Genomic DNA, 15,540 nt, shown 5'->3' with positions numbered 1-15,540 from the left:
TGCGCGACCAGCCGCAGACAGCCGGTCAGCCGGTCAGCCGGTCAGCCGGTCAGCCTGACGATTGGGCACGTACTACGGCGATCTGCCGCGCGACCCGAGGCCCAAGCACGGACAGAACCAGCAACACACCGGTCACGACGATCTGCGACTGCGCGGAAACATCCTGAAGACTCATCACGTTCTGCAACGCCCCGAGCAGGAAAACCCCGGCGATCGCCCCACCGAGCGTCCCCTTGCCCCCGTCGAAGTCGATGCCACCGAGCAACACGGCGGCGACGACGGACAGTTCCAGCCCGGTCGCGTTGTCGTACCGCGCGCTCGCGTAGTGCAGAGCCCAGAACACACCGGTGAGCGAAGCCATCAGCCCGGTCACAGTGAACAGAATCAGTTTCTGCCGCTTGACCCGGATCCCCGCGAACCGCGCCGCCTCCTCACTCGCCCCGATCGCGAACAGCGACCGCCCGAACGGCGTGGCGTGCAGCGCGACGACGGCGATGGCGAGCAGCACCAGGAACGGCAGGAACGCGTACGGAACGAACGTGTCACCGATGCGTCCCGCCGCGAAGTCCAGGTACTGCTCCGGAAAATCGGTCACCGCGTCGGACCCGAGCACGATCTGCGCGATCCCCCGGTAGGCGGCGAGGGTGCCGATGGTGACGGCGAGGGACGGCAGCCCCAGCCTGGTCACGAGCAGGCCGTTGATCAACCCGCACACCACCCCGAGCAGCAGACACAGCGGAATGATCGTCTCGATCGCCATCCCCTGGTTCCACAGCGCACCCATCACCGCACCGGACAACCCGGCGGTGGACGCGACGGACAGATCGATCTCACCGGAGACGACCAGCAGCGTCATCGGCAGCGCGATCAGCGCGATGGGCAGCGTGTTCCCGATCAGGAACGACAGGTTCAGCGCGTTCCCGAACCCGTCCACGAGCGTGAAGGAGAACAGCAGCAGGACGACCAGCAGCGCACCGACGACCGTGTCCCAGCGGACCGCGCGCGTCAGAGACTCAGGCATGGCGGGCGTTCCTCTTCTTCAGGGCGTTGGCCACGCGCAGTGCGACGATCCGGTCGACCGCGATGGCGAGGATGAGCAGGATGCCGTTGATGGCGAGCACCCACACCGAGCTGACGCCGAGCGCGGGGAGCACGCTGTTGACGGAGGTCAGCAGCAGCGCGCCGAGGGCCGCGCCGTAGACGCTGCCGGAGCCGCCGGTGAAGACGACGCCACCGACCACGACCGCGCTGACGACGGTGAGTTCGTAGCCGTTGCCGGTGCCGGAGTCGACGTTGCCGAAGCGGGCCAGGTACATCGCTCCGGCGACTCCGGCGAGCGCCCCGCAGAAGGTGTAGGCGGCGAGGATCCGCTTGCGGACGGGGATGCCGGCGAGCCGCGCGGCCTCCGGGTTGGAGCCGAGCGCGTACAGCTCACGGCCGCTGCCGTAGTGCTTGAGGTAGTACGCGGTGGCGACCAGGACGGCGAGGGCGATGAGCGCGAGGTACGGCACCGCGGAGATGCCGCCGGAGCCGAAGTCGACGAAGGAGCCGGGCAGGTCGGCGGCGGTGATCTGCCGGGAGCCGACCCAGATGGAGTCGATGCCGCGGATGATGTAGAGCGTGCCGAGGGTGACGACGAGCGCGGGCACTTGGCCGAGACTGACGAGCAGCCCGTTGAGGAGGCCGAAGCCGACGCCCATCAGCACCGCCAGCAGCACGGCCACCACCGGGTTGCCGCCGCCCTGGAGATACGTCCCGGCGGCGAAGGCGCTGATGCCGAGCGTGGAGCCGACGGACAGGTCGACGTTCCGGGTGATCACGACCAGGGACTGGCCGGTGGCGACCAGGACCAGGATGGTGGCGTTCAGCAGCAGGTCCTTGATGCCCTGCTCGGAGAGGAACTCGCTGTTGCCGGCCTGGGTGACGGCGATCATCACGAGGAAGACGACCAGGATGGCGAGTTCGCGCATCTTGAAGACGCGGTCGACGAGGCGGGTGCCGCTCGACTTGGTCACGTCGGACACGGGGGCTTGCTGAGGAGCGGTCACGGTCACGCTGCCGCCCTCCCGGTGGCTGCGGCCATCACGGTTTCCTCGGTGGCGTCGGAGCGCGGGATCTCGGCGGTCAGCCGGCCCTCGTGCATCACCAGCACGCGGTCGGCCATGCCGAGGATCTCGGGCAGGTCGGAGGAGATCATCAGGACGGCCACGCCGTCGGCGGCGAGCTGGGACAGCAGGCGGTGCACCTCGGCCTTGGTGCCGACGTCGATGCCGCGGGTCGGCTCGTCGACGATCAGCACCTTGGGGCGGGTGGCGAGCCACTTGGCGAGCACGACCTTCTGCTGGTTGCCGCCGGAGAGCGTGGAGACGGCGTCGGCGATCCGGGCGTACTTCACCTGGAGTCTCACCGCCCAGTCGAGGGAGCGGCTGCGTTCGGCGCCGCGGTTCACGAGGCCCGCCCGCACGGTCGTCCGCAGGCCCGTGAGGCCGATGTTGCGCTCGATGGACATGTCCATCACCAGGCCCTGGGCGCGGCGGTCCTCGGGGACGAGGGCGAGTCCGGCGGCCATGGCGGCGGAGGGGGCGCCGTTGACGAGCGGCTTGCCGTCCACGGTGACTTCTCCGGCGTCCCAGCGGTCGACGCCGAAGACGGCGCGGGCGACCTCGGTGCGGCCGGCGCCGACCAGTCCGGCGAGGCCGACGATCTCGCCGCGCCGCACCTCGAAGGAGACGTCGGTGAAGACGCCCTCGCGGGTGAGCCGGCGGACGCTCAGCGCGACCTCGCCGGGCCGCACGTCCTGCTTGGGGTACAGCTCGTCGAGGTCGCGGCCGACCATCCGGCGGACCAGGTCGTCCTCGGTCATCCCGGCGAGGGGCTCGCTCGCGATCCAGGCGCCGTCGCGCAGGGTGGTCACCTTCTGGCAGATTTCGAAGATCTCCTCCAGCCGGTGGGAGATGAAGAGGACGGCGGCGCCCTGTTCCCTGAGGGTGCGGACCACGCCGAAGAGGCGGGCGACCTCGCTGCCGGTGAGCGCGGCGGTCGGCTCGTCCATGATCAGGACGCGGGCGTCGAAGGAGAGCGCCTTGGCGATCTCGACGATCTGCTGGTCGGCGATGGAGAGCCCGCGCGCGGGGCGGTCCGGGTCGAGGTCGACGCCGAGGCGCCGCATCAGGGCGGCGGTCGCGGCGCGGGTGGCCTTGTGGTCGATGCGGCCGAGGGCGCGCTTGGGGCTGCGGCCCGTGAAGATGTTCTCGGCGATCGACAGGTCGGGGAAGAGCGTGGGCTCCTGGTAGATGACGGCGATTCCGGCGTCGCGGGCGTCGCCCGGGCCGTGGAAGACGACGGGCGCGCCGTCGAGCAGCACCTGGCCGGCGTCCGGCCGGTGCACTCCGGCGAGCGTCTTGATGAGGGTCGACTTGCCCGCGCCGTTCTCCCCGGCGAGGGCGTGGACCTCGCCGGGGAACAGCTCCAGGGACACGTCCCGCAGGGCGCGGACGGCGCCGAAGGACTTGGAGATGCCCTGGAGCGCCAGCACCGGGGGCGGCCCCGGGTCGGACGGGTGGGTCATGGGGGCTCCTCGACGACGCGGTCCGGGAGCGGTCCCGGCGCAGACCGGGCGACCCCGCACGACGTCGTGAAAGGTTTCAACTGGGTTGCCGGGACGTTAGGCGGGTCGACCATGTCACGTCAATGGGTCCGTGTCGAAAAATTTTCGATAGACAAAGGTCACGGAGGGGTCACGGAGAGCGGGGTTCGTCAGAGTGCTTGACACCCCTTCGGGTGGCTCATAGCTTGCCGTTCTGAATCGTTTCATTGAATCGGTAGGAGCCCAGCAGTGACCGATGTCGTCGCGGTGAAGGCCGCGCTGAAGACCCAGGCCGTCGAGACGCCGTCGTGGGCGTACGGGAACTCCGGGACCCGCTTCAAGGTGTTCGCGCAGCAGGGTGTGCCGCGCACCCCGCAGGAGAAACTCGAGGACGCCGCCAAGGTGCACGAGTTCACCGGGGTCGCCCCGACCGTCGCACTGCACATCCCGTGGGACAGGGTCGACGACTACGCGGCGCTGGCGAAGTTCGCCGAGGAGCACGGGGTGCGGCTCGGCGCCATCAACTCCAACACCTTCCAGGACGACGACTACAAGCTGGGCAGCATCTGCCACCCGGACGCGGCGGTGCGCCGCAAGGCCGTCGACCATCTGCTGGAGTGCGTCGACATCATGGACGCGACCGGCTCCACCGATCTGAAGCTGTGGTTCGCCGACGGGACGAACTATCCCGGCCAGGACGACATCCGGGCCCGCCAGGACCGGCTCGCCGAAGGGCTCGCGGAGGTCTACGAACGGCTCGGCGAGGGGCAGCGGATGCTGCTGGAGTACAAGTTCTTCGAGCCGGCGTTCTACACGACGGACGTCCCGGACTGGGGGACGGCGTACGCGCACTGCCTGAAGCTCGGTCCGAAGGCGCAGGTCGTGGTGGACACCGGGCATCACGCGCCGGGCACCAACATCGAGTTCATCGTGGCGACGCTGCTGCGGGAGGGGAAGCTCGGCGGGTTCGACTTCAACTCGCGCTTCTACGCGGACGACGACCTGATGGTGGGGGCGGCCGATCCGTTCCAGCTGTTCCGGATCATGTACGAGGTGATCCGCGGGGGCGGGTTCACGCCGGACGTGGCGTTCATGCTCGACCAGTGCCACAACATCGAGGCGAAGATCCCGGCGATCATCCGGTCGGTGATGAATGTGCAGGAGGCCACGGCCAAGGCGCTTCTCGTGGACCGGGACGCTCTTGCCGCCGCGCAGCGGGACGGTGATGTGCTCGGTGCGAACGCCGTGCTGATGGACGCGTTCAACACCGATGTGCGGCCGTTGCTGCGTGAGGTGCGGGAAGAGATGGGGCTGGACCCCGAGCCCCTTGCCGCGTACGCGCGGTGCGGGTGGGCCGAGAAGATCGTCGCTGAGCGGGTCGGTGGACAGCAGGCCGGTTGGGGGGCGTGAGCGTCTGCCGGGTTCTGTCGTACGCGGGCTGCGGGCCCGTCGTGGCTGGTCGCGCCCGCGCGGCGGAGCCGCATATCGATACCGCCCGCGCCCCCTTTCTGTAGGCACCCTCTCTGCTAAGGAACCGATGGTCATGGCTACTCATCCGGAAGCTGCCGCTCTGCTCGCCCGTTCGCATCGGCTGGGATCCGATCCCCGCAACACCAACTACGCCGGCGGGAACGCGTCCGCCAAGGGCCTCGACACCGACCCCGTCACGGGGGGTGAGGTGGAGCTGATGTGGGTGAAGGGGTCCGGGGGCGATCTCGGGACGTTGACCGAGGCGGGGCTGGCCGTGCTGCGGCTGGACCGGCTGCGGGCGCTCGTCGACGTGTATCCGGGGGTGGAGCGCGAGGACGAGATGGTCGCCGCGTTCGACTACTGCCTGCACGGCAAGGGCGGGGCGGCGCCCTCGATCGACACCGCGATGCACGGGCTCGTCGACGCCCGGCACGTCGATCATCTGCATCCGGACTCCGGGATCGCGCTGGCGTGCGCGGCGGACGGGGAGAAACTGACCGCGGAGTGCTTCGGGGACAGCGTGGTGTGGGTGCCGTGGCGGCGGCCCGGGTTCCAGCTCGGGCTGGACATCGCCGCGGTGAAGGAGGCGAACCCGCAGGCCATCGGGTGCGTACTCGGCGGGCACGGGATCACCGCGTGGGGGGACACCGCGGAGGAGTGCGAGCGCAACTCGCTGCACATCATCCGGACCGCGGAGAAGTTCCTGGCGGAACGGGGGAAGGCCGAGCCGTTCGGGCCCGCGATCGAGGGCTACGGCGCGCTGCCCGAGGACGAGCGGCGGAAGCGGGCGGCGGCACTGGCGCCGTATGTGCGGGCCATCGCCTCGCAGGACAGGCCGCAGGTCGGGCACTTCACCGACACGGACGTGGTGCTGGACTTCCTGGCCCGCGCCGAGCACCCGCGGCTCGCCGCGCTCGGCACCTCCTGCCCCGACCACTTCCTGCGCACGAAGGTCCGGCCGCTGGTCCTCGACCTGCCGCCGACGGCTCCGCTGGAGGAGGCGGTCGCGCGGCTGAGGGAGCTGCACGCCGCGTACCGCGAGGAGTACGCCGCCTACTACGACCGGCACGCCGAGCCGGACTCCCCCGCGATGCGCGGCGCCGACCCGGCGATCGTGCTGGTGCCCGGCGTCGGCATGTTCAGCTTCGGCAAGGACAAGCAGACCGCGCGGGTGGCGGGCGAGTTCTACGTCAACGCGATCAACGTGATGCGGGGCGCCGAGGCGGTGTCGACGTACGCGCCGATCGAGGAGTCGGAGAAGTTCCGTATCGAGTACTGGGCGCTGGAGGAGGCCAAGCTCCGGCGGATGCCGAAGCCGAAGCCGCTCGCCACGCGGGTGGCGCTGGTGACCGGCGCGGGCAGCGGGATCGGCAAGGCCATCGCGCACCGGCTGGTCGCCGAGGGCGCGTGTGTCGTCGTCGCCGATCTGAACGCGGAGAACGCGGCGGCGGTGGCCGAGGAGCTGGGCGGGCCGGACAAGGCGGTCGCCGTGGCCGTGGACGTGACCTCCGAGGAGCAGATCACCGAGGCGTTCAAGGCGGCGGTGCTGGCCTTCGGCGGGGTGGACCTGGTGGTGAACAACGCGGGGATCTCCATCTCCAAGCCGCTGCTGGAGACCTCCGCGAAGGACTGGGACCTCCAGCACGACATCATGGCCCGCGGCTCGTTCCTCGTGTCGCGCGAGGCGGCCCGGGTGATGATCGCTCAGGGGCTCGGCGGTGACATCGTCTACATCGCCAGCAAGAACGCCGTGTTCGCCGGCCCGAACAACATCGCGTACTCCGCGACCAAGGCCGACCAGGCCCACCAGGTGCGCCTGCTGGCGGCCGAGCTGGGTGAGCACGGCATCCGCGTCAACGGCGTCAACCCGGACGGAGTGGTGCGCGGCTCGGGCATCTTCGCGGGCGGCTGGGGCGCGCAGCGCGCGGCCGTGTACGGGGTCCCGGAGGAGAAGCTGGGCGAGTTCTACGCCCAGCGGACGCTGCTGAAGCGTGAGGTGCTGCCGGAGCACGTGGCGAACGCGGTGTTCGCGCTGACCGGCGGGGACCTCACCCACACCACCGGTCTGCACGTCCCGGTCGACGCGGGCGTCGCCGCCGCCTTCCTGCGGTGAGCGCGCTCGTGAAGTCGTACGCCGCGGTCGACCTCGGCGCGTCCAGCGGGCGCGTCATGGTCGGCCGCGTCGGCCGGCACGAACTGGAACTCACCGAGGCGCACCGCTTCCCGAACCGGCCCGTGCGGCTGCCCGAGGGGCTGCGCTGGGATGTGCTCGGGCTGTACGCGGGGGTGCTGGAGGGGCTGCGGGCGGCCGGTCAGGTGGACTCCGTCGGCATCGACAGCTGGGCCGTGGACTACGGCCTGCTGGACGCGGACGGCGCGCTTCTCGGCAACCCGGTGCACTACCGGGACGCGCGCACCGAGGGGGTCGCGGAGTCGGTGTGGGCGACGGTGCCCGCCGCGGAGCTGTACGCGGCGACCGGTCTGCAGTACGCCCCGTTCAACACCCTGTACCAGCTGACCGCCGCCCGCTCCTCCGCCCAGTTCGCCCACGCCAAGCGGCTGTTGCTGATCCCGGATCTGATCGCCTACTGGCTGACCGGCGAGCAGGGCACCGAGCTGACCAACGCGTCCACGACCCAGCTCGTCGACCCGCGCACCGGGGACTGGTCGTACGACGTGGCGGCGCGGCTGGGGATCGACCTGAGCCTGTTCGCGCCGCTGCGCCGGCCCGGCGATCCGGCGGGCGTGCTGCGCGCCGAGGTGCTGGAGGAGACGGGGCTGACCGGCCCGGTTCCGGTGACGGCGGTCGGCTCGCACGACACCGCGTCCGCGGTGGCGGCCGTACCGGCGACCGGGGAGCGGTTCGCTTACATCTGCACCGGCACCTGGTCGCTGGCCGGGCTGGAGCTGGGCGCCCCCGTGCTGACGGAGGAGAGCCGGGCCGCCAACTTCACCAACGAGCTGGGGCTGGACGGCACGGTCCGCTATCTGCGGAACATCATGGGGCTGTGGCTGCTCCAGGAGTGCGTCCGGGCCTGGGGCGAGCCGGATCTGGGCGAGCTGCTGCGGGCGGCGGCCGTGGCGCCGGCGCTGCGGTCCGTGGTGGACGCGGGGGACGCGGCGTTCCTCGCGCCCGGCCGGATGCCGGAGCGGATCGCCGAGGCATGCCGGGCGTCGGGGCAGCCGGTGCCCGAGACGCCGGCCGAGGTCACCCGGTGCATTCTCGACTCGCTGGCGCTCGCCCACCGGCGGGCCGTCGAGGACGCCCAGCGGCTCGCCGGGACGTCCGTGGACGTGGTACACGTGGTCGGCGGCGGGGTGCGCAACGCGCTGCTGTGCCAGCTGACCGCCGACGCCTGCGGGCTGCCGGTGGTGGCGGGGCCGACCGAGGCGGCGGCCCTCGGCAACGTCCTGGTGCAGGCGCGCGCCCACGGGCTGGTCGGCGACCGCGCCGACATGCGCCGGCTGCTCACCCGCACCCAGCCGCTGACCCGTTACGAACCGCGGGGCGACACGGCGCGCTGGCGGGCGGCGCAGGAACGGCTCGGCGCGCGCTGAGCGCCGTCGCCGATCGCGCTCCGGCCCGCCCGCCGGACTGGCCCGGCCCGCCCGCCGGGCTGCTCCGGCCCGCCCGCCGGGCTGCTCCGGCCCGTCCGGGCTGCCGCACAGGCCCGTCCGCTCGGCTGCTCCAGCCCGTCCGCTCGGCTGCTCCGGCCCGTCCGGGCTGCCGCACAGGCCCGTCCGCTCGGACGGTCCGGTCCGTCCGCGCGGCTGCTCTGCCCGTCCGCCCGGCTGCTCCGGCCCGTCCGCCCGGCGGGTCGGGCCTCCTGCCCTCCCCGTCACCCCCCGCACTACCCTGCCCTCATCCGATGATCGACCCCGAGGAGCCGCGATGCGTGTCGCTCTGTTCCTGACCTGTGTCAACGACACGCTCTATCCGGACACCGGGCGTGCCGTGGTGAGGCTGCTGACCAGGCTGGGCGTGGAGGTCGACTTCCCGATGGCGCAGACCTGCTGCGGTCAGGCGCACTACAACACCGGCTACCGGCACGAGGCGGAGCCGCTGGCTCGGCACTTCGCCGAGGTCTTCGGCCCGTACGAGGCGATCGTGACGCCGTCCGGGTCGTGCGGGGCGATGGTGCGGGAGCTGTATCCGCGGATGGGCGAGCGGGCGCGGGCGGAGGGCCGCGGGGACGCGCTGGCCGCGACGCTGGCGCCGGTGGTGCCGAAGACGTACGAGCTGACCGAGTTCCTGGTGGACGTGCTGGGGGTGACGGACGTCGGCGCGTACTACCCGCACACGGTGACGTACCACCCGACCTGTCACGGGCTGCGCGGCCTGGGCCTCGGCGACCGGCCGCGGCGGCTGCTGGAGGCGGTGAAGGGTCTGGAGCTGGTGGAGCTGCCGGGCGCGGAGGAGTGCTGCGGTTTCGGCGGCACGTTCGCGCTGAAGAACGCCGACGTCTCCGCGGCGATGGGCGCGGACAAGGTGCGCAACGCCGAGTCGACCGGCGCCGAGGTGCTGTGCGCGGCGGACAACTCGTGTCTGATGCACATCGGCGGGACGATGACGCGGCTGCGGTCGGGCATGCGCCCGGTGCACATCGCGGAGATCCTGGCCAGCACGGAAGAGGAGCCCCTGGCATGAGCGGTACGTATCTCGGCATGCCGGCCTTCCCGGCCGCCGCGCACGAGGCGGTGCGCAATCCGACGCTGCGCGGGAATCTGCGGCACGCCACGCACACGATCCGCGCCAAGCGCGCCAAGGCGGTCGCCGAGGTGGAGGACTGGGCGGCGCTGCGCGAGGCGGGCAAGCGGATCAAGGACCATACGCTGCGTCACCTGGACACTTACCTGGTCCAGTTGGAGGAGTCGGTCACGGCGGCCGGTGGGGTCGTCCACTGGGCCGCGGACGCCGAGGAGGCCAACCGGATCGTCGCCGAACTGGTGAAGGCGACCGGGGAGTCGGAGGTCGTCAAGGTCAAGTCGATGGCCACGCAGGAGATCGGGCTGAACGAGGCCCTGGAAGCGGAGGGCATCCGCGCCTACGAGACCGATCTCGCCGAGCTGATCGTGCAGTTGGGCAAGGACCGCCCGTCGCACATCCTGGTTCCGGCGATCCACCGCAACCGCGGCGAGATCCGCGACATCTTCCGCGACGAGATGGCCGCGTGGGGCCGCCCGGCTCCCGAGGGCCTGACCGACACGCCCGCCGAACTCGCCGAGGCCGCCCGCCTCCACCTGCGGGAGAAGTTCCTGCGGGCCAAGGTCGGCATCTCGGGCGCCAACTTCATGGTCGCCGAGACCGGCACGCTGGTGGTCGTGGAATCCGAGGGCAACGGCCGGATGTGCCTGACCCTGCCGGAAACGCTGATCTCGGTCGTCGGCATCGAGAAGATCGTGCCGACCTGGCGGGACCTGGAGGTGTTCCTCCAGACCCTCCCCCGCTCCTCGACGGCCGAGCGCATGAACCCGTACACGTCGATGTGGACCGGCACGACGGACGAGGACGGGCCGAGCACCTTCCACCTGGTCCTGCTCGACAACGGCCGCACCGACACCCTCGCCGACGAGGTCGGCCGCCAGGCCCTGCGCTGCATCCGCTGCTCGGCCTGCCTGAACGTGTGCCCGGTGTACGAGCGAGCGGGCGGCCACGCCTACGGCTCGGTCTACCCGGGCCCGATCGGCGCGATCCTCAGCCCCCAACTGCGCGGCACGGGCAGCGAGATCGACGCGTCCCTGCCGTACGCGTCGTCGCTCTGCGGTGCCTGCTACGACGTGTGCCCGGTCGCCATCGACATCCCCGAGGTGCTGGTGCATCTGCGGGAGCGGGTGGCCCAGGGCGGCCCGGCCGTCCGCGAGGGCAACAAGGTGCTGCTGCGGCCCGCCAAGGGGCACGCGGCCGAGCGGGCGGCGATGCGGGCGGCCCGCTGGGCGCTGAGCCGCCCGGGCGCCCTGCGCACCGGGCAGCGGCTCGCCTCCCGCACCCGCCGGCTCCACCCGCGCACCCTGCCGGGGCCCGGCCGGGCGTGGAGCGGGACCCGGGACCTTCCGCCGGTGCCGGCGGAACCGTTCCGGGACTGGTGGCAGCGGACGCGTGGCGGAAAGGACGGCGCGAAGTGAACAGCAGGGACCGGATCCTGGGCCGGGTACGGCGCGCACTCGCCGACGTGCCGCGCGAGGACACGCCGTACGAGCAGGCGGTCACCCGCGACTATCTGCGGGAGCACGGTGAGCGGACGGCCGCCGAGACGGTGGACCTCCTCGCCGTGAACCTGGCGGACTACCGCGCACTGGTCCACCGCTGCACGGCCGCCGAACTGCCCTCCGTGGTGGCGGGCTTGCTGTCCGCGCGCGGCTCGCGGACCGTCCTGGTGCCACCGGGCCTCGATCCGGACTGGCTCGCGCTGTCCACGGCGCGGCGGGTCCCGGACCGGCCCGAGACGACCCCCGATGAACTCGACCGCGTGGACAGCGTCGTCACGGCCTGCGCGGTGGCGATCGCCGAGACCGGGACCATCGTCCTCGACGGCTCCCCCGACCAGGGCCGCCGCCGCGTCACCCTGATCCCGGACCACCACGTCTGCGTCGTCCGCGTCCCCGCCCAGGTCGTCGCCTCCGTCCCCCAGGCCCTCGACCGGCTCACCCCCACCCGCCCGTCGACCTGGATCTCCGGCCCGTCCGCGACCAGCGACATCGAACTGGACCGGGTGGAGGGGGTGCACGGCCCGCGCACGCTGGAGGTGGTGCTGGTGACCGGTGAGCCGAGCGGTGGGGGCGCCACCACCTAGCGACCGGTCACTGCGGGGTGCCTCGCGCGAGGTCGCCCCGCCACGGGGTGGCCAGGGCAGCGTCTCCGCTATGCGGGTGCCCCGCACGCCGAGGCCGGCGCGGGCCAGCCGGAGGAACTGGTGGCGTGCCTGCCGGAACTCCTCGTAGGCGTGGTCCCAGCCGCCCTGCCCGGTTGTCGGGAGCTCGCGGGCCGGCCACTCCAGATGCCACAGGCAGTGATTCAGCCGGACGGCGGCGGTGTTCGTCCCGACGTCCCCCAGGAGCCACACCGTCTCGGCGAGCGCCGAGCGCCGCACCTCGGCCTCCGCCATTTCGGCGAGGACCTCTTCCGTGGGTTCCAGCGGCGCGGCCCCGCTGGCGGTGATGCCCCGGGCGACGGCTGTGCGCCGGGAGCAGGCCGTCCGCTGGGACGAGCGCCGCCCGAACGCCTGACCAGTCAGACCCATGAGTGCTTCACAACCCGGGCGTTGGAGCGTCAAGCGCGCGTGGGCGGCGTCATGGGGAGAGTCCGGGCCGGTGGGTAACCGCACCGCATGGGTGACATTCTCGTGGGCACGTGTTCGTGGACCGATCGAGAGCTGGTCGGCAGTGGCTGGTATCCGCGGGGGCGGCGGGACGCCGAGGGGCGGTTGCGGCACTACGCCGAGCGGTTCCCGGTCGTGGAGGTCGACGCCTCCTACTACGCGCTGCCCGGTGAGCGGAACAGCCGGCTGTGGGTGGAGCGGACGCCGAACGGGTTCGTGTTCGACGTGAAGGCGTTCTCGTTGCTGACGGGGCATCCGACGCGGAGTGCCGTGATGCCGGACGGGCTGCCTGCCGACAGCCGGGATCCGGGTGTGCTGGACGAGGTGTGGGCGCGGTTTCGGGCGGGGATCGCGCCGTTGCGGCAGGCGGGGCGGCTGGGGAGTGTGCTGTTCCAGTTTCCGCCGTGGTTTCGGCCGGGGGCGCGGGCGGAGGCGTTCCTGGCGGAGTGCGCCGAGCGGACGGGCGGGTGGCCCGTCGCGGTCGAGTTCCGGCACCCCGACTGGTGGCTCGAGGAGCGGGCCGAGCGGACGCGCGCGTTGCTCGCGGGGTACGGCATGGCGGCCGTCGCCGTCGACATGAACCGGTCGCTGCCATCGTCGATACCGCCCGTCACCCCGGTGACGTCGCCGCGGTTGTCCGTCGTACGGTTCCACGGCCGCAGCGCCGCCTGGGGTACCGGCGGGAAGGAGGACCGGTTCCGCCACGCGTACGACGACGAGGAACTCGCCGAGTGGGTGCCGCGGCTGCGGTCCCTCGCCGAGCGGGTCGAGGAGCTGCACGTGCTGTTCAACAACTGCTGCGGCGACGCGGCCGTCCGGGCCGCCGAGGCCATGCAGCGGCTGCTGGGGCAGTCCCCCTCGCTCGTCGAGGGCGTGACACAGTCGGTGAACAAGCGCTTAGATAGGTGACCGGTTACCGACGCCGATCTGGAGGCCCTGGTGTTCACTTCCGTCGACGACGTCTCCGCCCGCCTCGCCGAGACCGGCTATCTGGCCTCGCCGGCGGTCGCCACGACCGTCTTCCTCGCCGACCGGCTGGGCAAGCCGCTCCTGGTGGAGGGCCCCGCCGGGGTCGGCAAGACGGAGCTGGCCAAGGCCGTGGCGCGGGTCGCGGACGCGCGGCTGGTGCGGCTGCAGTGCTACGAGGGCGTCGACGAGTCACGGGCCCTGTACGAGTGGAACCACGCCAAGCAGCTGCTGCGGATCAGCGCCGGACGCGACGAGACCTGGGACGAGACCCGCACGGACATCTTCAGCGAGGAGTTCCTGCTGCCGCGCCCGCTGCTCACCGCGATCCGCGGCGACGACCCGAAGGTCCTGCTGATCGACGAGACCGACAAGGCGGACGTCGAGGTGGAGGGCCTGCTGCTGGAGGTGCTCAGCGACTTCCAGGTGACCGTGCCGGAGCTGGGCACCGTCACCGCCACCCGGCGGCCCTTCGTGGTGCTCACCTCGAACGCCACCCGCGAGCTGTCCGAGGCGCTGCGCCGGCGCTGTCTGTTCCTGCACATCGGCTTCCCCGAGGAGGAGCTGGAGCGGCGGATCGTCCGGCTGAAGGTGCCGGGGCTCGGCGAGGCGCTGGCCGCGTCCGTGGTGCGGGTGGTCGGGGCGCTGCGCGCGATGGACCTGCGCAAGTCCCCGTCGGTGGCCGAGACGATCGACTGGGCGCGCACGCTGCTCGCACTGGGCGCCGACACGCTCGACGAGGGTGTCGTACGGGACACCCTGGGCGTCCTGCTCAAGCACCAGGACGACGTGCTGAAGGCGGCGGCCAAGCTGGACCTGGACGCCGTATGACGGCCGCCGGGTCGGACGTCGCGGCGCGGCTGACCGCCCTGGTCGCCGCGCTGCGCTCGCACGGCGTGCGCGTGGGCACGGGTGAGACGGTGGACGCGGCGCGGGCGATGCGGGCGCTGGGGCTCGCCGACCGTGAGCTGCTGCGCGAGGGCCTGGCCGCGACACTGCTGCACACCACCGGGCAGCGGCAGCTGTTCGACCAGGTCTTCGACCTGTACTTCCCGCGCGGTCTCGGCGCGCCGGGCGGCGAGCCGGCCGGGCGCGAGGAGCTGCGCGAGCGGCTGGCGCCGGCGCTCGCCGCGAACGACGTCGCCCTGATGGGCCGGCTGGCGATCGAGGCCGTCGACGGCCTGGGCGGATACGGCGGTTCACCCGGATCGGACGGCTGGTCGGCGTACCAGACCCTGGAGCGGCTGCGCCCGCAGACCCTGCTCGCCCGGGTGCGGGACGACGTCCTGGCGCGGGGCGGCGGCGAGGGGTTCGCCGGCCGGCTGCTCGACGACGAGATCCGGCGGCGCATCGAGGTGTTCCGCGGGCAGGTGGCCGCGGAGGCACGGCGCCGGGTGGCGGAGCGGCGCGGGCGCGACGAGATCGCCCGGCGGGCGGTGGCGCCGACAGCGGACCGGGTGGACTTCCTGTACGCCGGGCGGGACCGGCTGGCCGAGCTGCGCCGGACGGTGCGACCGCTCGCCCGCACGCTGGCCACCCGGCTGGCGGCCCGGCGCCGGCGCGCCGCGCGGGGCTCGATCGATCCACGGCGCACCGTGCGCGGCTCCCTGTCGACGGGCGGCGTGCCCATGCGGCCGGTTAAGCGCCGGCGGCGGCCCGCGCGGCCCGAACTGGTGCTGCTCTGCGATGTGTCGGGATCGGTCGCCGGTTTCTCCGACTTCACGATGCTGCTGGTGCAGGCGCTGCACGACCAGTTCAGCAAGGTGCGGGTGTTCGCCTTCGTCAACCGGATCGACGAGGTGACCGGGCTGCTGACGCACGGCGCGGCCGGCGCCGAGCGGCTGAGCGGACGCATCCGTGAGCACGCCCGGCTGACGGGCTGGCACGACAGCAGCGACTACGGCGCCGCGCTGGGCGAGTTCGCCGAGCGCTACGGTGCCGCCGTGGGACCGCGGACGACGGTCTTCGTCCTGGGGGACGCGCGGACGAACATGGCCGACCCGAATCTTCCGGCGCTCCGGCAGATCGCCGGGCAGGCCCGCCGCGTGTACTGGCTCAACCCGGAGCCGCGCGCCCAGTGGGGCACGGGGGACTCGGCAGCCCCCGACTACGCCGAGCTGGTGGCGATGTACGAGTGCCGCACCGCCCGCCAACTCGGCGCCCTTGTCAGCCGGTTGCTACCGGTCTGAGGAGACCGTCGGT

General features: G+C 72.3%; 12 protein-coding genes. 9 read left to right on the top strand and 3 right to left on the bottom strand.

Annotated features, from left to right (window positions below):
• Positions 1–49: 49 nt before the first annotated feature.
• From ACIG0D_RS11745 to ACIG0D_RS11735, 3 genes are read right to left on the bottom strand one after another with little or no spacing between them, the layout of a single operon-like run.
• Positions 50–1,021 (bottom strand): ABC transporter permease, encoded by a 972-nt coding sequence (locus ACIG0D_RS11745; protein ID WP_399798784.1) that lies wholly within the window; start codon positions 1,019–1,021, stop codon positions 50–52.
• Entirely contained in the window at positions 1,014–2,054 is a 1,041-nt protein-coding gene (locus ACIG0D_RS11740; protein ID WP_399798781.1) for an ABC transporter permease, read from the bottom strand. Before ACIG0D_RS11740 ends, ACIG0D_RS11745 begins: the two co-directional genes overlap by 8 nt.
• Positions 2,051–3,568 (bottom strand): sugar ABC transporter ATP-binding protein, encoded by a 1,518-nt coding sequence (locus ACIG0D_RS11735; RefSeq protein WP_399798779.1) that lies wholly within the window; start codon positions 3,566–3,568, stop codon positions 2,051–2,053. The genes ACIG0D_RS11740 and ACIG0D_RS11735 overlap by 4 nt, the downstream gene beginning before the upstream one ends.
• A gap of 267 nt (positions 3,569–3,835) precedes the next feature.
• Here ACIG0D_RS11735 and rhaI point away from each other — a divergent pair, with 267 nt between their 5' ends.
• From rhaI to ACIG0D_RS11690, 9 genes are all read left to right on the top strand, one after another.
• The gene (gene rhaI / locus ACIG0D_RS11730; protein WP_399798777.1) at positions 3,836–4,996 is read left to right on the top strand and encodes an L-rhamnose isomerase; all 1,161 of its coding nucleotides are present in this window, start codon (positions 3,836–3,838) and stop codon (positions 4,994–4,996) included.
• Positions 4,997–5,129: 133 nt separating this feature from the next.
• A complete protein-coding gene (locus ACIG0D_RS11725) occupies positions 5,130–7,169 on the top strand; it encodes a bifunctional aldolase/short-chain dehydrogenase (protein WP_399798774.1) in 2,040 nt (679 codons plus the stop codon).
• Positions 7,166–8,614, top strand: coding sequence for a rhamnulokinase family protein (locus tag ACIG0D_RS11720; protein WP_399798772.1), 1,449 nt, complete (start codon positions 7,166–7,168; stop codon positions 8,612–8,614). The genes ACIG0D_RS11725 and ACIG0D_RS11720 overlap by 4 nt, the downstream gene beginning before the upstream one ends.
• Positions 8,615–8,948: 334 nt before the next feature.
• Positions 8,949–9,704 carry a (Fe-S)-binding protein gene (locus ACIG0D_RS11715; RefSeq protein ID WP_399798769.1) on the top strand — a complete coding sequence of 252 codons (756 nt, stop codon included), beginning with the start codon at positions 8,949–8,951 and terminating at the stop codon, positions 9,702–9,704.
• Entirely contained in the window at positions 9,701–11,179 is a 1,479-nt protein-coding gene (locus ACIG0D_RS11710) for a LutB/LldF family L-lactate oxidation iron-sulfur protein (RefSeq protein ID WP_399798767.1), read from the top strand. The genes ACIG0D_RS11715 and ACIG0D_RS11710 overlap by 4 nt, the downstream gene beginning before the upstream one ends.
• A complete protein-coding gene (locus ACIG0D_RS11705; RefSeq protein WP_399798764.1) occupies positions 11,176–11,847 on the top strand; it encodes a lactate utilization protein C in 672 nt (223 codons plus the stop codon). The genes ACIG0D_RS11710 and ACIG0D_RS11705 overlap by 4 nt, the downstream gene beginning before the upstream one ends.
• Positions 11,848–12,381: 534 nt before the next feature.
• Entirely contained in the window at positions 12,382–13,281 is a 900-nt protein-coding gene (locus tag ACIG0D_RS11700; RefSeq protein ID WP_399798762.1) for a DUF72 domain-containing protein, read from the top strand.
• Positions 13,282–13,311: 30 nt separating this feature from the next.
• Positions 13,312–14,169: an AAA family ATPase gene (locus ACIG0D_RS11695; RefSeq protein WP_399798759.1), complete on the top strand. Its 858-nt coding sequence runs from the start codon at positions 13,312–13,314 to the stop codon at positions 14,167–14,169.
• Positions 14,166–15,527, top strand: coding sequence for a VWA domain-containing protein (locus tag ACIG0D_RS11690; RefSeq protein ID WP_399798756.1), 1,362 nt, complete (start codon positions 14,166–14,168; stop codon positions 15,525–15,527). Before ACIG0D_RS11695 ends, ACIG0D_RS11690 begins: the two co-directional genes overlap by 4 nt.
• Positions 15,528–15,540 lie beyond the last annotated feature (13 nt).

Source organism: Streptomyces sp. NPDC052773, from assembly GCF_044547145.1.
In the GTDB taxonomy this organism is placed as follows: domain Bacteria; phylum Actinomycetota; class Actinomycetes; order Streptomycetales; family Streptomycetaceae; genus Streptomyces.
This window is presented reverse-complemented; position numbering and strand designations above follow the sequence as displayed.

Coding starts and splice junctions, on each gene's coding strand:
- ACIG0D_RS11745 (WP_399798784.1), bottom strand. CDS start 1,021: ATGCCTGAGTCTCTGACGCGCGCGGTCCGCTGGGACACGGTCGTCGGT.
- ACIG0D_RS11735 (WP_399798779.1), bottom strand. CDS start 3,568: ATGACCCACCCGTCCGACCCGGGGCCGCCCCCGGTGCTGGCGCTCCAG.
- ACIG0D_RS11725 (WP_399798774.1), top strand. CDS start 5,130: ATGGCTACTCATCCGGAAGCTGCCGCTCTGCTCGCCCGTTCGCATCGG.
- ACIG0D_RS11715 (WP_399798769.1), top strand. CDS start 8,949: ATGCGTGTCGCTCTGTTCCTGACCTGTGTCAACGACACGCTCTATCCG.
- ACIG0D_RS11710 (WP_399798767.1), top strand. CDS start 9,701: ATGAGCGGTACGTATCTCGGCATGCCGGCCTTCCCGGCCGCCGCGCAC.
- ACIG0D_RS11700 (WP_399798762.1), top strand. CDS start 12,382: ATGGGTGACATTCTCGTGGGCACGTGTTCGTGGACCGATCGAGAGCTG.
- ACIG0D_RS11690 (WP_399798756.1), top strand. CDS start 14,166: ATGACGGCCGCCGGGTCGGACGTCGCGGCGCGGCTGACCGCCCTGGTC.